The organism is Maridesulfovibrio salexigens DSM 2638, from assembly GCF_000023445.1.
Classification (GTDB): domain Bacteria; phylum Desulfobacterota; class Desulfovibrionia; order Desulfovibrionales; family Desulfovibrionaceae; genus Maridesulfovibrio; species Maridesulfovibrio salexigens.
The window spans coordinates 2,375,664-2,397,279 of record NC_012881.1 but is presented as its reverse complement, the minus strand read 5'-3'; the positions used below and the strand labels follow the sequence as shown (position 1 = coordinate 2,397,279).

Annotated in this window: 17 protein-coding genes and 2 tRNA genes; 10 read left to right on the top strand and 9 right to left on the bottom strand. The window is 47.4% G+C overall.

Going from position 1 to position 21,616, the window contains the following annotated elements:
* Positions 1-4 precede the first annotated feature (4 nt).
* Together DESAL_RS10985 and DESAL_RS10980 are read right to left on the bottom strand one after the other, a co-directional pair.
* A complete protein-coding gene (locus DESAL_RS10985; protein ID WP_015852058.1) occupies positions 5-280 on the bottom strand; it encodes a type II toxin-antitoxin system RelE/ParE family toxin in 276 nt (91 codons plus the stop codon).
* The gene (locus tag DESAL_RS10980; protein WP_015852057.1) at positions 280-516 is read right to left on the bottom strand and encodes a CopG family ribbon-helix-helix protein; all 237 of its coding nucleotides are present in this window, start codon (positions 514-516) and stop codon (positions 280-282) included. Before DESAL_RS10980 ends, DESAL_RS10985 begins: the two co-directional genes overlap by 1 nt.
* A 201-nt stretch (positions 517-717) precedes the next feature.
* Here DESAL_RS10980 and DESAL_RS10975 point away from each other — a divergent pair, with 201 nt between their 5' ends.
* Entirely contained in the window at positions 718-1,254 is a 537-nt protein-coding gene (locus DESAL_RS10975; RefSeq protein WP_015852056.1) for a hypothetical protein, read from the top strand.
* A gap of 42 nt (positions 1,255-1,296) precedes the next feature.
* Here DESAL_RS10975 and DESAL_RS10970 read toward each other — a convergent pair whose 3' ends face one another.
* The 3 genes from DESAL_RS10970 to DESAL_RS10960 all read right to left on the bottom strand — a co-directional run bounded on the left by DESAL_RS10970 (position 1,297) and on the right by DESAL_RS10960 (position 3,473).
* The gene (locus tag DESAL_RS10970; protein ID WP_015852055.1) at positions 1,297-3,021 is read right to left on the bottom strand and encodes a SulP family inorganic anion transporter; all 1,725 of its coding nucleotides are present in this window, start codon (positions 3,019-3,021) and stop codon (positions 1,297-1,299) included.
* 256 nt (positions 3,022-3,277) lie between these two features.
* Positions 3,278-3,353: transfer RNA gene (locus tag DESAL_RS10965), tRNA-His, on the bottom strand.
* Between the two features lie 44 nt (positions 3,354-3,397).
* Positions 3,398-3,473: transfer RNA gene (locus DESAL_RS10960), tRNA-His, on the bottom strand.
* Between the two features lie 329 nt (positions 3,474-3,802).
* Here DESAL_RS10960 and murA point away from each other — a divergent pair.
* The 5 genes from murA to metG all read left to right on the top strand — a co-directional run bounded on the left by murA (position 3,803) and on the right by metG (position 11,708).
* Positions 3,803-5,056, top strand: a complete 1,254-nt coding sequence (gene murA, locus DESAL_RS10955) for a UDP-N-acetylglucosamine 1-carboxyvinyltransferase (protein ID WP_015852054.1) — start codon at positions 3,803-3,805, stop codon at positions 5,054-5,056.
* 15 nt (positions 5,057-5,071) lie between these two features.
* Positions 5,072-7,477, top strand: coding sequence for a DNA internalization-related competence protein ComEC/Rec2 (locus tag DESAL_RS10950; RefSeq protein WP_015852053.1), 2,406 nt, complete (start codon positions 5,072-5,074; stop codon positions 7,475-7,477).
* A gap of 124 nt (positions 7,478-7,601) precedes the next feature.
* On the top strand, positions 7,602-8,000 hold the full coding sequence (locus DESAL_RS10945; RefSeq protein WP_015852052.1) for a response regulator: 399 nt from the start codon (positions 7,602-7,604) through the stop codon (positions 7,998-8,000).
* Positions 8,001-8,243: 243 nt separating this feature from the next.
* Positions 8,244-9,545, top strand: coding sequence for a PSP1 domain-containing protein (locus tag DESAL_RS10940; protein ID WP_015852051.1), 1,302 nt, complete (start codon positions 8,244-8,246; stop codon positions 9,543-9,545).
* Positions 9,546-9,767: 222 nt separating this feature from the next.
* Positions 9,768-11,708 (top strand): methionine--tRNA ligase, encoded by a 1,941-nt coding sequence (metG, locus tag DESAL_RS10935; RefSeq protein ID WP_015852050.1) that lies wholly within the window; start codon positions 9,768-9,770, stop codon positions 11,706-11,708.
* An 87-nt stretch (positions 11,709-11,795) separates the two neighbouring features.
* Here the strand turns inward: metG and DESAL_RS10930 are convergent, their stop codons facing one another.
* From DESAL_RS10930 to DESAL_RS10915, 4 genes are read right to left on the bottom strand one after another with little or no spacing between them, the layout of a single operon-like run.
* Positions 11,796-12,731, bottom strand: coding sequence for a hypothetical protein (locus DESAL_RS10930; RefSeq protein WP_015852049.1), 936 nt, complete (start codon positions 12,729-12,731; stop codon positions 11,796-11,798).
* 50 nt (positions 12,732-12,781) lie between these two features.
* Positions 12,782-13,015, bottom strand: a complete 234-nt coding sequence (locus DESAL_RS10925; protein WP_015852048.1) for a SlyX family protein — start codon at positions 13,013-13,015, stop codon at positions 12,782-12,784.
* Between the two features lie 55 nt (positions 13,016-13,070).
* A complete protein-coding gene (locus tag DESAL_RS10920) occupies positions 13,071-13,337 on the bottom strand; it encodes a hypothetical protein (RefSeq protein WP_015852047.1) in 267 nt (88 codons plus the stop codon).
* A gap of 44 nt (positions 13,338-13,381) precedes the next feature.
* Complete coding sequence (locus tag DESAL_RS10915) at positions 13,382-13,645, bottom strand: FeoA family protein (RefSeq protein WP_245543738.1); 264 nt, start codon at positions 13,643-13,645, stop codon at positions 13,382-13,384.
* A 180-nt stretch (positions 13,646-13,825) separates the two neighbouring features.
* Here DESAL_RS10915 and carB point away from each other — a divergent pair, with 180 nt between their 5' ends.
* From carB to DESAL_RS10895, 4 genes are all read left to right on the top strand, one after another.
* Positions 13,826-17,059 carry a carbamoyl-phosphate synthase large subunit gene (carB, locus tag DESAL_RS10910; RefSeq protein ID WP_015852045.1) on the top strand — a complete coding sequence of 1,078 codons (3,234 nt, stop codon included), beginning with the start codon at positions 13,826-13,828 and terminating at the stop codon, positions 17,057-17,059.
* 163 nt (positions 17,060-17,222) lie between these two features.
* A complete protein-coding gene (purF, locus tag DESAL_RS10905; protein ID WP_041722234.1) occupies positions 17,223-18,614 on the top strand; it encodes an amidophosphoribosyltransferase in 1,392 nt (463 codons plus the stop codon).
* Positions 18,615-18,638: 24 nt separating this feature from the next.
* Entirely contained in the window at positions 18,639-19,169 is a 531-nt protein-coding gene (locus DESAL_RS10900; RefSeq protein WP_015852043.1) for a YkgJ family cysteine cluster protein, read from the top strand.
* A 12-nt stretch (positions 19,170-19,181) separates the two neighbouring features.
* Positions 19,182-21,593, top strand: a complete 2,412-nt coding sequence (locus tag DESAL_RS10895; protein WP_015852042.1) for a penicillin-binding protein 1A — start codon at positions 19,182-19,184, stop codon at positions 21,591-21,593.
* Positions 21,594-21,616 lie beyond the last annotated feature (23 nt).

The window sequence follows — 21,616 nt, the reverse complement described above, 5'->3', positions numbered from 1 at the left end:
CTTTCTATTTTAGCATGCGCATGCGTTCATGCAAAAAACGGATGATTTCAACATGGCTGTCTTTGATTCGGTAGACACAGATGAAGGGCAGCTTAGGGATAACCAGTTCGCGGGTACCTTCGACAGTCCCATCACGTCCAAGCTGTGGAAATGTATCCAGTGATTCGGTTGCTTTTCTGATTTGAGTGGCAATCCGGGAAACAATGTCTGGATTCTCACGTTCAATATATTCGAGTTGGGCTTGCAGGTCTTTTTGTGCAGGTTTTGTCCAGCGGGGCATTATCCACCGAACCTGTTGAATAGATCGTTAATCTCTTCATCAGAAGCAAATTCACCATTAGCAGCCGCAACTAATCCTTCCTGAACCTGTTTTTTGAACCATTGCTGATATTCAATAAAATCTTTGATAGCTTTGTTTAGAACCCAGTTTCGGCTTCTTCCCATGTCCTTGGCTATTTCATCAAGAGAGGACAGCGTTTCTGGGTCGGTGCGGAAACTTGTGCTTGATTGGGGCATAATTCACCTCAAATACGTTTGTTATCGTTTGTAGTCACTATGAATAATAATGATTGAATTTGAGTATGGCAAGAAAATTTGAAAGCCCGGATTCGTGAGAGTCCGGGCTTTTTTTTGCGTCTTTTTCTAGCTGAGATTTGCTCAGGGTGTTATAGTCGGTTTGGTCTGTAATGTATAAATTCCAAACTGAGGAGCATGGGGATGGTTAGAAAGTTTTATCCGTTGGTGGTTGCGATATTCTGTGTTTTTCTTTTGAGTATGATTTTTGTTTCTCCCGCCCGTTCTGGTGACGCGGAAACTATCCTGAAATTAAAGAATGAAATTATAGAAAAGCAGAATAAGGGAAAGCTCGGGGTGCAGGAATTTGTCTTATGCAAGAAGGTTCTCAACTATTCCTCCTATTACGCTCTGCCGGAAAACAAGATCCAACGCGGTTCAAGTTTACTTTTATACTACGAGCCTATTAACTGGTTCACGTCTGTGCAGCAGGGCAGGTATGAGTTTTACCTTACTCAGGACGTGAAGCTTGAATCCGCATCCGGTGAAGTCCTCTTTGACCGGGAAAAGCTTTTGAGCATGCAATACAATACCGGTAAGCCAATTCTTGATATATACATGACAAATGACTTTAATCTGGGGAGCCTCCCGGCCGGGAAGTATCGATACCTTATTGTTTTGCATGACATGATCAGCGGGCAGGAATTCAGGAAAGATATTGATTTTGAAATTGTAGAATAAATAAAAAAGTCCGGGACTGTATTGGTCCCGGACTTTTTCATTTTACGCCGTTGTTGCGGTAAATTGTTTTGGAGGAGTGCAGCGGGGCAGTCCTGAATTTTTATCCACGTGGAGAATCGTCTTTGCTACTGCAGTGGAAAAGTCCGGGAAGATATTATCAGCTCCGACAAGTTTATCTGTTCCCAGACGGGCCATTGTTTTTCGGATTCGCGGATTTACGCCGGAAAGAAGTATCTTAACGTTTTGAGCATGAGCCCTGCGAATTACGGTCTCAAGGGCTTCGATACCTGTTGCGTCCATGGTCGGAACAAGGCGCATGCAGAAAACAATCACTTCGGGTTTCTTGCGGGTGAAGCTCATGACATCAACAAATCTTTGGGCCATGCCGAAAAACATGGGACCGTTGATTTCATAAACCACAACTTTTTCATGTCCGTTCTTGCGGTCGATAATTTCTTCTTCGGGCAGCCCTGTGTCGAGGCTGTGTACGTCAGTCAATTGGCTCATGCGTTTCATGAAGAGCATTGCAGCCATAACCACACCTACTTCTACTGCTACGGTCAGGTCTACGAATACAGTCAGCAGCAGGGCTATGAGCATGACCAGTGAGTCAGACTTGGGAGCGAAGAGCAAACGCTTGATGCGATGTACTTCACTCATATCCCATGCAACCAGCATGAGAACCCCGGCAAGGCTGGCAAGGGGAATCATGGAGGCCAGCGGAGCGCAGACCTTGATGAACATGATTAAGGTCAGAGCGTGAATGATACCTGCTACAGGCGAATGTGCCCCGGCGCGAATGTTGGTTGCAGTACGGGCAATTGCTCCGGTCGCAGGGAGACCCCCGAAAAGGGCTGAACCGATGTTTGCCAATCCTTGAGCAATTAGTTCGTTGGATGAGTTGTGGCGGTCACCGCTCATGCCGTCTGCAACTGTTGCACTTAGCAAGGATTCGATCCCGGCGAGGATGGCGATAGTGAAAGCTTCAGGGATCAGGGTTTTCAGCTGCATCAGGTCGAGGCCGGAAAAAGAAACTGCATCAGGCAGGATGGTGGGAATTCCGCCGAATCTGCTGCCGATGGTTTCTGTCTGCAATCCCATGAGCCAAGTGATTAAGCTTGCCAAGGCAATACCAACAAAAGGGGCAGGAATTCGGGGGATAAATTTCCTGACCAGCAGCATTGAAACTACGGTCAACATACCCAAGCCGAGAGTTGTTGGATCGGTGCTTGGAAGTGAGACTGCGCACGCCTTGAGCCGAGGCAGGAAATCAGCAGGCATTTGATCAATTTGCAGTCCGAGGAAATCCTTGATCTGAGTGGAAAAGATCAGGATGCCGATGCCGGAGGTAAATCCGGTGGTCACAGGGTAAGGAATGTATTGCAGGAGTTTACCAAGCCCGAGGCAACCCATTACCAAAAGAATTATTCCGGCCATGATAGTGGCGAGAATGAGTCCTTCGTATCCGTGTCGGGCAATGATTCCGGATATGATAATGACAAAAGCTCCGGTAGGTCCACCGATCTGAAAACGAGTTCCGCCAAATGCTGAAATAATGAATCCGGCGATGATGGCAGTAAAAAGGCCTGTAGCCGGGCTTGCACCCGATGCAATAGCGAAGGCCATAGCCAGCGGGAGAGCCACAATACCTACTGTAACTCCGGCGGCAATATCTTGTCGTAAGGTGGTTGGAGAGCAGCCTGATTTAATGAATTTGAAGCTGGTCGGAATGAAACGGTTTAGTTTTGAACAGACGTAAGTGTCCATTGAGAAACCTCCTTGTTTTGGTGGTGTCTCCGTGGGGCTCAGTCGGTGGTCATATTTTTTTGAAATGAATTGGCCAGAGGCTGGAACTCGCGCGGAAAAAAGACCCTGATAATGCCGCAGAAATTTCATGTCAATGGGGTTTTGAAAGAAAACTTTGTGCTTTAATTCCCAAGTATTGCCGGGGAATTCTATCGAGGGGAGTCCTGCCTGTCTGTAGGCCAAAAAAAAGGACCGGATAAATCCGGTCCTGAAAATATGGGGTGAGTGAGGGGACTTGAACCCCCGGCCACTTGGGCCACAACCAAGTGCTCTACCAACTGAGCTACACCCACCTTAAAAAAGGGGTCAGGGATTCCTGATCCCTAGAGATGTCAAATGGGGTGAGTGAGGGGACTTGAACCCCCGGCCACTTGGGCCACAACCAAGTGCTCTACCAACTGAGCTACACCCACCGCGTCTGTGAGGAGGTGTTTAACTAAGCTGGGTGTGATGGTCAAGAAGTTTTTGAAAAAAAGATCATTTTTTTTGTAATAATCAAATCTTGCAAGTAAAAGGGATGATTAACTTGTTTATAAAACGATCTTTTGATCTTAATAGAAAAATAGGTTGTGCACACTCTTCACTAAAGGGTTATTTTGTGCCACAAACAATTTGTTCTTTTAATACTGAAAGCAATCAGGGGTCGCGGAAAAGGCAATGTCTTTTCATCAGGCTGTGGCAAAATTGATTTTAAGCTTTTAAAAGCAGCAGCTTATTACCTGATAAATATAAGGATTTTTAGATGGATAAATTAGTAATTGAAGGTGGAGTATCTCTTAACGGCCCTATCAGGGTCAGTGGTTCTAAAAACGCAGCGCTACCCATTCTGCTGGCTTGCATTTTACCGGAAGGTCCGATCTGTCTTAGCAACGTCCCCCGTTTGAGGGATATTCATACTACTCTTAAGCTGCTTGATATTCTTGGCTGTGAGACCTCTTTTGATGGCAATACTGTTTGCAGTGAGGTTAAGGATCTTAAAATAGAAGCCCCGTACGACCTGGTTAAGACCATGCGTGCTTCCGTGCTCTGTCTCGGTCCCTTACTGGCTCTTAAAGGCGAGGCCAAGGTTGCGCTTCCCGGCGGTTGCGCTATCGGGGCACGTCCTGTGGATCTGCACCTGACTGCATTTGAACAGATGGGTGCTACCTTTGATCTCGATTCCGGTTATATCCATGGTAAATGCGACAAGCTTAAAGGTGCGCACATCAACTTTGATTTCCCCACTGTAGGCGGTACTGAAAACGTGCTCATGGCTGCCGCAATTGCCGAAGGGGAAACCATTATTGAAAACGCTGCCCGTGAGCCGGAAGTTGTCGATCTTGCCAAGTTCCTTATTGCTTGCGGCGCAAAAATATCCGGTCATGGAACGAGCATCATCACCATTCAGGGTGTTCCATCACTTAAAGGGTGTGACTACAAAATCATGCCCGACCGCATTGAAGCCGGAACCTACATGGTTGCTGCGGCAATGACTGACGGTGAACTGCTTATTCAGGATTGTCCTTTTCAGGAGCTTGAGTCTGTTGTTTACAAGCTGCGCAAGATGGGCGTTTCCCTTGAGGAAGAGGAAGGCGGTGTCCGCGTACGTCGTGCAAACGGCCTTATTTCCGGTGTTGATATCACCACTCAGCCTTATCCCGGCTTTCCCACTGACATGCAGGCCCAGCTTATGACCCTGATGTGTCTGTCCAATGGTGCCGGAACCATCGAAGAGAAGATTTTCGAGAACCGTTTCATGCATGTGCAGGAACTTGTACGCATGGGCGCGAACATTAAGCTTAAGGGCCGTACCGCCATGATTCGCGGAGTCGAGAAGATGACCGGAGCTCCGGTTATGGCTTCTGACCTGCGGGCCAGTGCTTCTCTTGTTGTTGCAGGATTAGCCGCTCATGGACGTACAGATGTTCAGCGTATCTACCACCTCGATAGAGGATATGAGAAGCTTGAAGACAAGCTTTCCGCTGTAGGCGCGAGGGTCTGGCGCGAGCAAGAGTAGTTGCCCTGACGCTTCATGCAACAGGTTGCGGATAATTTGATTAAAAAGAGCAGGCCCGGGATTCCGGGCCTGTTTTTATGGCAGGTTCTCGTTCCTGCGTTTGCTTTTGGCATCCTTTCCATCCAGTGGATGCTTCCTTCCTTGGCCGCTTTGCTGGTCTATCTCTTCCTTGTTTTTTTCTTTCGACCTGAAAAAGGTGCGGCTTTTGGGATGCTGGTGCTCTTCAGTATTGGGCATTGGTATGGCAATTTTGTTCTTCCTCCCGGTCCCGGACCAATGCCGGATTGGATGGCTGCTCGTGAAAAGGTGCAGCTTAGCGGAACGATTCACAGCATCAAGGGAGCTCCGGGAAATCGTCTTAAAATTCTGCTTGAGAATGTCAGTTGCCAGAGCAAGTCAGCTATAACCGACCTTGGTGGATATCTTAACTGGACATGGGATAAACCGGGCCAGTTTCCTTTTGTGGGGCAGCAGGTCTCCTTTGTCGCGCGGGTTAAGCCGATTCACGGTTTTCGCAACAGCGGTCTTTGGGATTACGATTTTTATTGCCGCACAAAGGATATTCGGTACCGCACGTACACTCAGGGAAAGATTAAAAATGGTGGTTTAAAACCGTACGAAACACATGGTTTGCAGAAGTTGCGGGCTTCCCTGCGTGAGCATATTCTGAAGAATGCTCCCCCCACTGACGGCGGGGCAATTTTTCCGGCACTGTTGGCTGGGGATCGCTTTTATCTCTCTCGGGATAGTGTGGAACTTATTCGCAGGGCCGGTGTCTCGCATATTCTGGCTTTATCCGGGTTGCATGTCGGGTTCCTCGTAGCTATGGGTTTCGGGCTGGCTTGGCTGATCGGACTGATATATCCGCGTATATATTTGCGGCTTCCCAAAATGCGTTTGGGCGTTCTTTTATCTGCTGTTCCGGTTTTATGTTATCTCTGGCTGGGTCAGTTCAGTCCCTCGCTCTTGCGTGCTGTGTGCATGTTCGGCTTCTGGGGTCTGCTCATGTTTTTTAACCGGGGCAGAGTGCTTCTGGATGGCCTATTTCTGGCTGTTGTAGTGATTTTGAGCTTTTCACCGCTCAGTGTTTTTGATCTGGGATTCCAGCTTTCAGTCTTGGCTGTTGCCGGGATTTCTTTGTTTTACCCGGTGTTCGCGCGATTGATGCCTTCAGGTCACAGCTTGCTGGCTAAGGCAGCCCGTTTCGTGCTGGCAGTTTTTTTTGTCAGCTTGTCAGCCAATATTGCTTTATTGCCGATCATAATTTGGAATTTCGGGGTACTCACTCCAAATTTTCTTTTCAACATACTTTTTGTGCCCATTATCGGGTCAGTTGTTATGCCTATTTGCGGCGTGGGCGGTTTATTGTTTTCATATATCAGCCCGGAACTTTCGCATTCATTGTTTGGGCTCGGAGCAAAAGTTTTTGAGTGGCTTTTGCAACTGGTGAGAGATGCGGTCAGTCTCGGTTTGCTGCCGGAGTATGCTTTTTACCGTCCTCATTGGGAAGGGTTACTGATTTACTACCTTGTGCTGGGAGCTGTTCTTTTAGTGATTTACGGGAATTCCCGACAAGCACGATTGATGCTTTTCTTGGTTGTGTTGCTGTTCGGTGTGCGTCTTTCCGGAGAATTCGGGCCGGAGAGGGTGCGTATGGATGTTCTTGATACCGGACAATCCCAATGTGTTGTGATTACGGGGCCTAAAGGAACACGCACAGTTGTGGATGGCGGCGGTGGCTTCGGCAGAACTTTTGACATGGGACGTTCTATAGTCGGTCCATGGTTAACTTACGGACATTTGCCGAGGGTTGATAATATTTTTATGACTCACGGGGATAGGGATCACGCCGGAGGATTGGCTTTTCTTCTGGAGAAATTTTCGGTGAGCCGTTTTTATTCCAATGGAGATATTCCCAGTGGCAGAATAGGTGAGCGTTTTAAGGCCGCGTTTGAAACTAAGGAAATAGATGCACAAACTCTTGTAAGCGGTGATAATGTAGTTCTTGAACCGGGATTAATCATGGAGGTATTGCATCCTTCGTCTGATTTTGAAGGTAGCCGTAACGACCGGTCTTTATATCTTAGATTGCTCTGGAACGGGCATCCGTTGTTGTCCATATCAGGCGATCTTGATCGCAAGGGTATACGGTCAGTTTTAAAAGGTTCGCAAGATCTTTCTTCCAGTGTACTTGTTCTCCCGCATCATGGGAGTGCCGGGTCTTATTCGCCTGAATTGTATGAACGAGTTGATCCTGAAATTGCTGTCGCTGCATGCGGTTTTTTAAATCGTTTTAAATTTGTCGCAAAAAAGGTTGTAAGGGAACTGGATAAAAGACATGTATGTATGTATACGACTTCCGCACACGGGATAGTATCCGTGGAATGGGATAGTGACGGGACAGTGATAACTGCCCCCTGATTTAAAATGCATTTTTCTGATTAATGTTGTTCTGAAAACTTGATTTTCATGTGCAAAAGTGCCAATGTCTACCCATTGACCGAAGTCTATGTGAAAAGCCTATGATGAATGGAGGTTTGTCTGCATGCGGGTGCTGATAGTTGATGATGATTTTTATTGCCGCAATATGTTGCATGAGATCATGAAGCCATATGCACAGTGCGATATTGCCGTTAACGGTGAAGAGGCTGTCTTTGCATTTAAGAAGGGCCTTGAATCTGGTAATGCTTATGATCTGGTCTGTCTGGATCTTGTGATGCCGGAAATGGACGGACAACAGGCTTTGCGTGAGATCAGATCCATTGAGAAAGATTTCAAGGTCGAGGAAGATGGCGCGGTTAAGGTAATCGTTACTACCATGCTTGATGACCGCAAGGAAACACATGATGCCTTCTTCCTTGGCGGAGCGACTTCATATCTTGTTAAGCCAATTGAAGAAAGCAAGCTTGTAAAGGAGCTTAAAAATCTCGGCTTTTCAGTTTAATTTTTTTTAGCAAATTTCAGGATGTTAATAGAGTCCTGTTTTTTTATATTTTTGCCCTGAAATCAGGGAGGAATCCGCGGCTATTGCTGCGGATTTTTTTTGCTAAATATTAAAAATTGTTTTATTCAGGGCTATTAGGAATGGAAAACAGAATTGAAGTTCCTTAGGAAGTGGTCTATTGTGACTCCTTCATATCAAGTTTTATCCGCCATGAGTTGCGGTTTTATATAAGGTTTTTTAACAATGTCACAGATTTTAGGCGTTAAATTTAACGATTTCGGACAGATATATTATTTTTCGTCCGGTCCTTTCGTTGTCCGGGAAGGACATTCGGTCATCGTGAAGACCGAACAGGGCATGGGGCTCGGTAAAGTCTTTGTCGTGCAACAGGATTTGCCCGAAGATGTATCCGAGGACTCAATTAAAACTATTTACCGTCTTGCCGGTGAAGAGGACCTTGAAGCTGAGGTTGAGAACAAAGAACTCTCCCGCACAGCATACAGGTTCTGCAAGAATTGTATCGATCGTCAGAAGCTGGAAATGAAGCTTGTAGACGTTGAGGTGTTTTTCGATCGCAGCAAGATGATTTTTTACTTTACCGCTCCGGGCAGGATTGATTTCCGTGAGCTGGTTAAGGATCTGGTTAAGGAATACAGGACCCGCATTGAGCTGCGTCAGATCGGCGTACGCCATGAAACCCAGATGCTGGGTGCCATCGGTAACTGCGGTCAAATTTGTTGCTGCCGTCGCTTTATGCGCAAGTTCATGCCGGTAACCATCCGTATGGCCAAGGAGCAGAATCTTTTCCTTAACCCGACTAAAATTTCCGGTATTTGCGGCAGATTGCTCTGCTGTTTGTCTTTCGAGCAGGAAAACTACGAAGATTTCCACCGTAAAAGTCCCAAGACCGGGAAGAAATACAATACCGTTCACGGTACTGTAAGGGTTACACGGACAAACTTTTTCAGGAATACTCTGACCGTTTTGCCGGAGCAGGGTGATGAAATCGAGATTCCCTTGGATGATTGGCCGGATATGATTAAGCCTTCCGGTTCTGATCGAGGCGGTGAATCCGATTTCCGTTCAGATGAGCCTCGCAGAGGACGTTCTGAAGGCAGGGGAGACCGTGACGGCAACAGTTCAAGACCTCAAAGGTCACGTTCTGACCGTTCTCGTCCTGATCGTTCAAGAAGCGATAGATCAAATTCTGATCGCCCCAGACCGGAACGCAAGCCTGGACGTGTGAACCCTGAACGGGAAAAAACTGATCAGCCGAAAGTCTCAGTTGATAAACCGGAAGTTAAAGAGGAACGCAGAAAGGATGACTCTCAGCAGCAGGATCGCCGTAAGCGTCCGGTAAGAAAGGATCGCCCTCAGCAGAAACCGGAACAGCAAAAGCCGGAGCAGGATAAACAGCCTGCGACTCCAGCTCCATCCGGTGAAAAGGATGATTCTGATAAGCCTAAGAAGTCTTCGCGTCGCCGCCCTGCAAGGCGCAGGCGTAAGCGCAAGCCTTCCGGTCAGCGGAAGAATAAGAGCAATTAATTTGTAAGAATAGAAATATTTGCTAATCTTCGGGTTCTTCGCTATATGCGTTCTGCCCGTGAGCAGTAAGCAATCTTGCGGCCGGTTGAAAATGTCAAAATTCTCACCCGGCTGTTGAGATTTTTTACGCTGTATTCATTTCGGATTTTGCATGCGGCAGTAGCCGCTTTATATAACCTTTATTAAATCCGATTGTTATCACCTTAACAGGAGTGACTGATTTTGGATTCGTTTTTTATTACAACTCCCATCTATTATGTTAATGCTAAGCCGCATCTCGGCCATGCCTACACAACAATTCTTGCTGATTCCATGAATAGGTTTCACAAGCTGCTGGGAGATGAAACTTTCTTTCTCACCGGAACAGACGAGCACGGTGACAAGATTGTACAGGCCGCGGAAAAAGGTGGCCAGACACCCCGTGAATACGTCGATGAGATAAGCTCTCTGTTCAGTGGCCTGTGGCCCGGTCTGCAGATTGAAAACGACGATTTCATCAGGACTACTCAGGAAAGGCACATTAAGTGCGTTCAGGAAGTTCTGCAGAAGGTTTACGATAAAGGTGATATTTATTTCGGTGAATACGGCGGGCATTACTGCTTCGGATGTGAAAGATTCTATACCGAGAAGGAACTGGTTGACGGAAAATGTCCTCAGCATGAAACAGTTCCCGAATATATTGCTGAGAAGAACTATTTCTTCAAGATGTCCAAGTATCAGGACTGGCTCATTGCTCATATCAATGACAACCCTGAATTTATCCGTCCTGAAAGGTACCGCAATGAGGTGCTGAGTCTTCTTAAGTCCGGCGAATTGGAAGATCTTTGTATTTCCCGTCCCAAGAGCCGCCTGGAGTGGGGCATCGAGCTGCCGTTCGACGATAAATTTGTTACTTATGTGTGGTTTGATGCACTTATCAACTACATTACAGCGCTTGAATACCCTGACGGAGAAAAATACGAGAAATTCTGGCCCAAAGCCAACCACCTCGTTGCCAAGGATATTCTCAAGCCTCACGCAATCTTCTGGCCTACAATGCTTAAGGCCGCAGAAATTGAGCCTTACCAGCACCTTAATGTGCACGGTTACTGGCTGATCAAAGACACCAAGATGTCCAAGTCTTTGGGCAACGTTGTTTCTCCGCTTGAAATGGCAGAGAAATACGGTGTTAATGCTTTTCGTTATTTTCTGCTGCGTGAAATGGTTTTCGGCAACGATTCCAGCTTTTCAGAGGAAGCTCTTGTGGGCCGCCTCAATGCTGATCTTGCCAACGACCTCGGCAACCTTTTCAGCCGTACCCTGTCTATGACCCACAAGTATTTTGAGGGTAAGGTTCCTGCTCAGGGTGATGAAGCTGATGAAGATTGTGAAATCAAGAGCCTTGGCCGCAAAGCTATGGCCGAGTTCCAGAATAATTTCATTGATGCTAAATTCTCCCGTGGCCTCGAAGGTCTTTGGGAGCTTGTGCGTGGCTTGAATAAATATATTGATACCACCCAGCCGTGGACTCTTTATAAAGAAGAAAATATGTCCCGCCTCGGAACTGTGATGTATGTTCTGCTTGAGAACATGCGTAAGATTGCAGTTCATCTCTGGCCTGTTATGCCTGAAGCCAGTGAGATGATGCTGGGACAGCTGGGTATTCAGTTTGCTCCTGAAAAGGTAAACCTGCAGGGCGAAATTGATGTCTGGGGTCTTCTTGATCCGGGCACTGAAGTAGCTAAAAAGTCCAATCTCTTTCCGAGAGTGGAATTGCCTAAGGAAGAACCTGCTCCCCAGAAAAAGGAAGCAAAGAAATCCAAGAAGCAGTCCAAACAGGCTAAGGAAGAAATCCCCGGAGTAATTGAGTTCCCCGATTTCCAGAAAGTGGATATGCGTGTTGGAACCGTCCTTTCCGTAACCAAGCACCCTGATGCAGATAAGCTGCTGCTGGTTAAGATCGATACCGGCGATGATGAACCGCGTCAGGTTGTGGCAGGATTGGCTGAGTTCTTCAAGCCCGAAGAACTGGAAGGCCGTCAGGTCGTAGTGGTTGTTAACCTCCAGCCTCGCAAGCTGCGCGGTGAAGTGTCTCAGGGCATGATCCTCGCTGTGCGTAACGGTGAAGAGATGCAGCTGCTAAGTGTTTCCGCACCTGTTGCGAATGGTTGCAAGGTTTCTTAAACCAGCAAATAGAATATAAATGAAAAGCCCCGTACTCTTTGAGTGCGGGGCTTTTTTAGTTGTTTGGATTTGTTGGCTGAATCAATTTTAAAATTCAAGGTTGAATTCTTGTTCTAAGATCTTCTTGGCTCGATTTTCATTTTCCGCGTAAAGATCTGTATCGAAAAGAGCTTGGTGACCGCTCCAGTGTTGCGCGACTTTCGATAAATTCTGATGGGCGCAGGTGTATCCTTGGTGATGGACATCCCGAAACCACGCCATTGCAGTGTCATACACGATCCCAAGAGTATTTTCGAATTCCTGCCATTTTTCCCCGTCTTTTAATTTGCGTTTGATTCCCTCAAACACGTGTGCTCCGAAGGGACGTGCCGGACCGAATGGTACTGTCGCGGGTCGAGCTTTCGTCATATCTATTAGTGCGCACCACTCATTTACACGGCATGAAGGGAGCGGCCAAGGTTTCTTGCGCAGCGAGGGACATACCATGTAATTTGATACATCAGTTGGTATATAGCCCTTGGGGTCACTGGCTATGGCTATGAATTCTTTCAGGTTCGGGCGGTAGTTTTGATATGTTTCCGGTGAACATAGTTTGTGGTGAAATGCCGGGCATTGGCAGCATAAACCTATTTCCCCTGCTGCAATGTTGTTTCCGATCGCTTCCATAAGGAGATTTACCGGATCAGCAGTAAAGTACACATCATTGTGGACGGTCAGCACATAATCTTTATCTGTATGTTCCCATCCGTATTGATAGCGGACCGAGTGGCGGTAGGCTTCATCAGTAAGAAGATCTTCTTCAATGTGATTGATCCAGCGCCAGTCTGAAGGTTTATACAGGGTTACATTGTCCAGCAAATCCAGAATAAATTGCCTGCCTAGAACCTTGGTTTCCTCCGGTCTATCCTGCACAAACCATATGCGGTCAATCCATTGCCCGCTGTGTTTCATTAGCGAAAGCAGGGAAAGGGCCGTTTGAAAAGGCTTGCCGTAAGCATTGATGAGAACGTCAATTTTTTTCATATCGAAGTCCAAGGCTGGCAGTTATGTGGATTGAGCTGAAACTTGGAAATTTAAAGCTGGCCGTAGTGGGGCGGAGGAACGTCATCCTGCGGTGAAGCATGGGCAACAGCATCTTTCAGGTCTTTCATTTGATTGACCATGAGCTGCAACTTCTTTTCAAGCTCAGATATCTGCTTTTGTTGGGCAATGATGAACTTGTTAAGCTCTTCAACTGTCTGATCCTGAAGCGCGAGTGCAGTCTCAAGACTTTCTATTCTTTCTTCGGTAGATTTTATATTACTCATGGCTGAAAAATGCCAGAAGAGTCGCGGGAAGGCAAATGAAACGAGCTGAAAGGAATTAAGCTTTTGTCTTTTTGGGCAGGTCGTAAGGAATATCAACACCATTAATGACGAGGTCAACAACCCGGCCTTCGGTGCGTTCAACGAAGTCTTTGTAATTCTTGAGTGAAATCATTGTCTCAATGGAGTCTTCAGTGCTGGCCCAGACTCCGTAGGTTGCCTTAATCCGGTCATGAACTTTTTTCATTTCCAGAATAGTCAACGACCACCATGACCCGTCGGTGGCAAGAATTTCAAGGGATTGCCATTTTGCGTCTGAGCCCATGAAGTAATACTCTTGATTTGGAGAAAATTGTTGTTGCGTGTATATTAAAACGCACTGCATTTGTTGCAGTCACAGACGGGGATTGCCATGATCTTTTTGGCCATTTCGCAACCAATGGCATACTGGGAGTTGCGCACACGTATATTCATGCGACCATTATTGCTAACGATGTCAACGACTGTTCCGGGTATTATGCCCATGGAAAGAAGCCTGCCGCGGCAGCACTTTCCTGCATCAAACCCGGTTACTCTGACCGACATTCCGCTTTTGTAGCTGGAGAGCGGCCTTGTATCTGCTGTTTTTGCCATTACGTTCATTGCAATTGAAATTTAAAGTCAGTTGTGTACTTTGTCAATGGTGTGCTGGAATTATCATACAAATAAGGTAGGCAACTCTATGCTTGCCCATCTGCGAGTAATGATTTATGTCTTTCTGTCTCACCACAAGTCCTAACGCCAATATTTCAAAACCATTATTGGATGGAGTTCATGCCTAAACGCACTGATATCAAGAAAATTATGCTCATCGGCTCCGGGCCGATCGTCATTGGTCAGGCCTGCGAGTTTGACTATTCCGGTACTCAGGCTCTCAAAGCCCTTAAAGAAGAGGGGTACGAGGTTATTCTCGTAAACTCTAACCCCGCAACCATCATGACCGATCCCGTTTTAGCGGATCGAACATACATTGAACCCATCGAACCCGGCACCATTGCCAAAATCATAGAAAAAGAACGACCGGATGCACTGCTGCCTACCCTTGGCGGACAGACCGCATTGAATACCGCACTTGCCGTTGCAGAAATGGGAGTGCTTGATAAATTCGGTGTGGAACTGATCGGTGCATCTGTTGATGTAATTGAAAAAGCCGAGAGCCGTGAGCTTTTCCGTGCAGCTATGGAAAAAATCGGTCTCAAGGTTCCTACCAGCCGTATTGCACGCAATATTGATGATGTCCGCCGCTGCGGAAAGGAAATAAGTTTTCCCATTATCATCCGTCCTGCCTTCACCCTTGGTGGTACCGGCGGCGGTGTTGCATACAACATGGAAGATCTTGAAGATATCGCCATGCAGGGTATTTCTGCCAGCCTCCAGAACGAGGTCATGCTTGAGGAGTCCATCCTCGGCTGGAAGGAATATGAACTTGAGGTCATGCGTGACCGCAAGGATAACTGCGTAATTATCTGTTCCATTGAAAATATCGACCCCATGGGTGTGCATACCGGTGACTCCATCACCGTTGCTCCTGCACAGACTTTGACCGATGTTGAATACCAGATGCTCAGGGATGCTTCTCTCGCCATTATGCGCGAAATCGGTGTTGAAACCGGTGGTTCAAACGTACAGTTTGCAATCAACCCTGAGAATGGCGAGCTGGCTATCATCGAGATGAATCCGCGTGTATCCCGCTCTTCCGCACTTGCATCCAAAGCAACCGGATTTCCCATTGCCAAGATCGCAGCGAAACTTGCAGTGGGCTACACCCTTGATGAAATTCCCAACGATATTACCCGCGAGACAATGGCCTCTTTTGAGCCGACCATTGACTACTGCGTAATTAAGATTCCCAGATTTACTTTCGAGAAATTCCCCGGTTCCGAAGATTACCTGACCACCGCCATGAAGAGTGTCGGTGAGACCATGGCAATCGGTAGAACTTTTAAGGAATGTTTGCAGAAAGGTTTGCGTTCTCTTGAAGTCGGTATGCCCGGTTTCGGTAAGGTCTTCGAGCCCAGCGATATCGACCGTGAGAAATTGATTGGTCTGATCCGCAAGCCCAACTCCAAACGCATGTTTTACCTGCGTGAAGCTTTTCTCGCCGGTATGACCCTTGAGGAAATTTTCGATATCACCAAGATTGATCCCTGGTATCTGCACCAGTTCGAAGACTTGGTTACTTTTGAAAAAGAACTCCGCCAGTTCTCACTTGAAACCGGACTTTACTCCGGTGATGAGCGGGTTCCGGTCATGTTCAAAAAAGCCAAGGAATACGGTTACTCCGATCCGCAGCTGGCAACCATGTGGAGAGAGACTGAAGAGAACGTCCGTAATTTCAGGAAAAAACTCGGTCTTGTTCCTACATATTATCTGGTTGATACCTGTGCTGCGGAATTTGAGGCTTACACCCCTTATTTCTACTCCACTTACGAGTCCGGTCAGGAAGCTGAATCAATGCCTGAACGCAAGGTTATGATTCTCGGCGGTGGACCTAACAGGATCGGGCAGGGCATTGAGTTTGACTATTGCTGCTGTCACTCCGCTTTCGCGCTGGAAGACATGGGCGTGAAGTCGATTATGGTCAACTCCAACCCTGAGACCGTATCCACAGACTACGATACTTCCGACAGACTCTATTTTGAGCCTCTTACTTATGAAGATGTGCTCAACATTATTGAGTTTGAAAAACCTGAAGGCGTAATCGTCCAGTTTGGTGGTCAGACTCCTCTGAACCTTGCGATTCCGCTGCTTAAGGCCGGCGTTAATATTCTGGGAACTTCCCCGGATGCAATTGACCGTGCTGAAGACAGGGAAAGATTCCAGGCTCTGCTCAAGAAACTTGATCTTAAGCAGCCGCCGAACGGAACCGCTATGTCCCTTGAGGACGCTAAAGCCATTGCTGAGCGTCTTGATTATCCTCTGGTGCTTCGTCCTTCCTACGTTCTCGGCGGACGTGGAATGGATATCGTATACAGTGACGAGGAATTCGATTCCTACTTCCGTGAAGCAGCAGTTGTTTCGCCGGAACATCCGATTCTCATTGACAAGTTCCTCGAGAATGCGGTTGAAGTCGATGTAGATGCTCTCGCTGACGGCGAACAGACCTATGTTGCTGGAGTTATGGAACACATTGAAGAAGCTGGAATTCACTCCGGTGACTCTGCCTGTGTTCTGCCTCCGCACACCCTTAGCGATGAAATCGTCAAGGAAATTGAGCGTCAGACTGTAGCCCTTGCTGAAGAGCTGGAAGTTGTCGGCTTGATGAACATCCAGTTCGCAGTCAAAGACGGCGATATATACATCATCGAGGTTAACCCTCGTGCATCCAGAACCGTGCCTTTCGTAAGTAAGGCCACCGGTATTCAGCTGGCTAAGATGGCAACCAAGGTTATGCTTGGTGAAAAGCTCAAGGACCTTGATCCCTGGGCTATGCGTAAAGAAGGGTTCTACTCCGTCAAAGAGGCAGTATTCCCCTTCAACAGGTTCCCCAATGTTGACGTAATGCTTGGACCTGAGATGCGTTCCACCGGTGAGGTTATGGGGATGGATTACACTCCCGGCCTTGCATTCATGAAAGCTCAGCTTGGTGCAGGAATTAAACTGCCCATGGAAGGTACTGTCTTCATCTCAGTCAAAGACCGGGATAAGGAAGCTATTCTGCCCACTGCCAGAAACTTCGAGAAACTTGGATTTAAGATTCTGGCAACGGGAGGGACAGCTAATTACCTTTTTGAAAACGGAATCGCTACCAAGAAGATTCTTAAGGTTAACGAAGGTCGTCCGCACGTTGTTGACTATATCAAGAACGGCGACATCGACCTTTTGATCAACACCCCGTCCGGTAAGCAGACTGTTTCTGACTCCAAGGAGATCAGACAGACAACATTGCTTTATGGACTGGCATATACAACCACTGTCGCGGGTGCCCATGCCATGAGTCTGGCAATTGAGGAACAACGCGGTAAAGGGCTTGATGTGCAGTGCTTACAGCACTATCACGACATGTAAAGAGTATATAAACAGGATAACGGACCGGGCTTAACGCGCGGTCCTTTTCCTTTTTAGGGTGATTCCAATGGGGCTTACCGGCCTCGGAACGCCCATTTGTATTGGATTGTTTTGCAAAAAACGTAGCCGTAATTTTAAAGCTTACATTGCAAGAGCAGGAAAGATGAAAAAAGAATATTGCGGACTGTTCGGGATTTATGGACATCCTGAAGCAGCAAGAATGACATACTTTGGCCTTTACGCTATGCAGCATCGCGGACAGGAATCTGCCGGGATTGTTACCTGGGATGGTACAAGTATCCGAGAGCAGAAGGGTATGGGCCTTGTTGCTGATGTTTTCAATGAACGTCATTTGGGCAAAGAACTTAAAGGCGACATTGGTGTCGGACATATCCGTTATTCCACAACCGGGGCTTCTCTGATCAGGAACGCGCAGCCTTTTCTCGTTAAGTTTGGCGATTTGCATCTGGCTATCGCTCATAACGGAAACCTCGTAAACACCCTTGAACTGCGTCAGGAACTTGAGGCTCAGGGATCTATTTTCCAAACTACTATGGACTCTGAGGTCTTTGTTCACCTGATTGCCAAGAATCTTAACGGCAATACCATTGAAGATGCTGTCATGAAGGCCTGCCGTAAGTGTAAAGGAGCTTTCTCCCTGCTGATCATGGCTAATGATAAGCTTATTGCGGTTAAGGATCCCAATGGTTTCCGTCCGCTGGCTATCGGCCGAGTCGGTGATAACTATGTTTTCGCTTCAGAGACCTGTGCATTTGACCTGATCGATGCTGAGGAAATTCGTCCTCTCAATGCAGGTGAAATGGTTGTAGTGGAAGGCGGCAAACTGACTTCCTACACCTACTGCGAAAGCGCTCCCAAGCGTCAGTGTATTTTTGAACTTATTTATTTCGCACGTCCTGACTCTACTGTATTCGGTGAAGTCGTTTATGAAAGACGTAAGAAAATGGGTGCGGTTCTGGCAGAGGAACAGCCGGTTGATGTTGATTTCGTCATGCCTTTTCCGGATTCCGGTAACTATGCTGCTGTAGGTTTTTCCCAGCAGTCCGGTCTGCCACTTGAGCTGGCTATGATTCGTAACCATTACGTAGGCCGTACTTTTATTCAGCCTTCTCAGGATATGCGTGATTTCAGCGTCCGTGTGAAACTCAACCCGGTTAAATCCATGATCAAGGGCAAGAAAATCATGATCGTGGAAGATTCCATTGTCCGCGGTACTACCACCCGGACCAGAATCAAGAAGCTGCGTGAACTCGGTGCCCGTGAGATTCATATGCGGGTAAGCTGCCCGCCGATTCGCTTCCCTTGCTACTACGGTATTGACTTCTCTTCCAAAGGAGAACTCATTGCCGCTAACAGCACTGAAGAGGAAATTGCACGTTTCCTCGGCCTTGATTCCCTGCACTATCTGTCCATCGACGGATTGTTGAGTTCAGTGGAAGACAAGGATTCATACTGCCTTGCATGCTTCAACGGCGATTACCCCATTGCTCCTTGCAAGGGATACGGAAAAATGTGCCTTGAGAATGAAGGCTAATAGAACCGGGAGTCTTTGATTATCATGAGCGATCCTTTTGTATGCGCCAGATGTGCCGCCAAGGGGCCGACATGTTGTGAACTGACTCCGGGTGCAGAGGAAGTTTGCTTCCCTGTTTCTGAATATGAACGGGAACGCATCATCGAATGCGTTCCCGATTCCGGTGGGTTTGCTTTGCAAGTGAACACCCCAATTTTTATTGAAAATTTATTTAGACTTTTTCCGGGACAACGCAAAAAAGTAAAAGAACTTTTTCCTCCCGGTGGAATGCATTACCGTTTGGAAGTTGATTCCAATGGTAAATGTTTGTTTCTTGGCAGCGAGGGCTGTATTATCCCTAAAGAAGTCCGGCCCTTGTATTGCCGGCTTTTTCCTTTTTGGACAGATGAAAATGGCAGAATTACACTTCTTGAAGTTGAAAAATGCCTAGCCCAGCACGAAAATAAGACTCCGGGCAGGCTTTTTAAAGCTCTTGGACTTACCCAGGCCGAAGTGCGTGAATTGCACAGCCGATTGAGAATAGCTTGGGGTTTTGCTCCACATGCAGATGACTGATGAGAATCACAGATGAAAAAAGTATATAAAATCCTACTGATAGTGACGTTGGCGATGGGAATCCTCGGCGTAGGGTCCATGGCCGGACTTTATTTCTGGGCTGCCAGCGATCTGCCCGGATTTAAAAATATTACCGATTATAACCCTCCTCTGGTTACAACTGTTTATTCCCGCAACCACAAGGTTCTCGGATATTTTTATAAGGAAAAGCGTTTTCTGGTCCGAATGGATGAGATGACTCCGTTATTGCCCAAGGCTTTTCTGGCTGCGGAAGACGCTTCTTTTTATCAGCACGACGGTGTTGATTTTACCGCTATTTCTCGTGCTTTTGTTGCCAACATGAAGAGCGGCGCAAAAACTCAGGGCGGGAGTACCATCACCCAGCAGATCATTAAACGTTTGCTGCTGACTCCAGAGAAGAGCTACAAGCGTAAGCTTAAGGAAGCCATTCTTGCTTTCCGTCTGGAGCATTATCTTGAGAAAGATGAAATCCTGACCATTTACCTGAACCAGATTTATCTTGGCGCAGGTGCTTATGGTGTTGAAGCTGCTGCGCGTACCTATTTTGGTAAGCATGTAAATGAACTTACCGTTGCTGAATGTGCGTTGCTGGCCGGATTGCCGCAGGCACCCAGCCGTTATGATCCTCTGCGTCACCCTGAAAGGGCTAAGGCGCGTCAGCTTTACGTACTTGGGCAGATGTATGAGCATAATTGGATTACCCGCGATGAATACAACAAAGCTGTGGAACAGCCGCTTGTGTACAAGAGCATGGAAGATCCTTCATGGAAGCACGGCCCGTATTTTCTTGAAGAGGTTCGCCGCTGGCTGATTGATAAATATGGTGAAGAGACTGTCTACAAAGGTGGTCTTAACGTTTACACCTCTTGCGATATCAAGCATCAGGATGCAGCTGATGTAGCTGTTAAGGAGGGGCTTGAAGCCTCCACCAGACGTCGTGGCTGGAGAGGGCCTCTGCTTGAACTTAAGCCTGCTGAATATGCAGGATTCCTTGCTTCTGAAATTATTCCCGAACCGGAACTGCGTCCCGGAAAATGGGCCAAGGTTCTGGTTACCAAGGTTTCCAAAAAGGAAGCTTTGGTTAAGTTCGGCACTTACGCTGCAACCATGCCGGTTACGAGCATGAAATGGTGCCGTACTCCTGATGTGAAGAAAGCCCCTGAAGATGTTCGCCCTCAGAAGGATGCCACCAAGATTCTCAAGAAGGGTGATGTTGTCTGGGCAAGGCTCGATAAGGCATTTTTCAAAGATGGCAGCGAAGTCAATTTTAATCAGGTTGATCCTGAAACCGATACCTTGGGAGATGTCAGCTGGCTGGTGTCTCTGATGCAGAAGCCAGTTGTGCAGGGTGCCCTTGTTTCCATGGACCCCAAGACAGGTGATGTTTTGGCTATGGTCGGTGGTTATGCTTTCGGCGGTAGTCATGGCAGCCAGTTCAACCGTGCTACTCAGGCTAAACGTCAGCCCGGTTCTGCTTTCAAGCCTATTGTTTATTCCACTGCTATGGATAATGGTTTCACCACGGCTTCAATTATGATGGATGCACCTTTTGTGTACACTGACATGGAAGCCGGAAAGCTTTGGAAACCCCAAAACTTTGAGGGTGTTTTCTATGGGCCGACCCTGCTGCGCACAGCTCTGGTTAAATCCAGAAACCTCGTGACAATCAGGCTGGCCCGCAAGATGAGTATCGATAAGATCATCCAGCGCGCTAAGGATATGGGTCTCGAAGCCGATTTCCCCAGAGATCTTTCTGTGGCACTTGGTTCCGGGTCCGTTACCCTGCTGAATATGGTTGAAGCTTATTCAACCTTCGCAAGAGGCGGTTCTCGCGTAAAGGCCCGTTTGGTTCTTTCAGTTAACAGTGCCTGGGGCGAACTGCTTTACGATTCCAAGCCGGAAATTACCGATGCCATCAGTCCTCAGACTGCTTACATTATGTGTGACCTGATGAAAGAGGTTGTCAAGCATGGAACAGGCTGGAGAGCAAAGGTTCTGCGCCGTCCGGTTGCCGGTAAAACCGGAACCACTAACAACGAGCAGGATGCATGGTACATGGGATTTTCTCCTTATCTTGTAACCGGTGTATTCGTCGGCTTTGACCAGCTCACCCCGATGGGTAAGTGGGAAACCGGTTCCCGTGCCGCAAGTCCGCTCTGGGTTGCCTATCGTAAACAAGTGGAAAAGGATTATCCCTACGAGGATTTCCAGCAGCCAGATGGTGTGGTTATGGCAAAGATTGATGCTGCCTCCGGCTTGCTTGCCGGACCAAATTCCAAGGAAACTTACTTCCTGCCGTTTAAGGAAGGCACCCAGCCCACAAGGACCGCATCCGGTTCAGGTGAGGATGGTGATTCCGGCGGTGTAGGCTCCAGTGAGGATTTGTTTAAGCAGACCTTCTAGCTAAGTCGCTGTTAAAACGAATT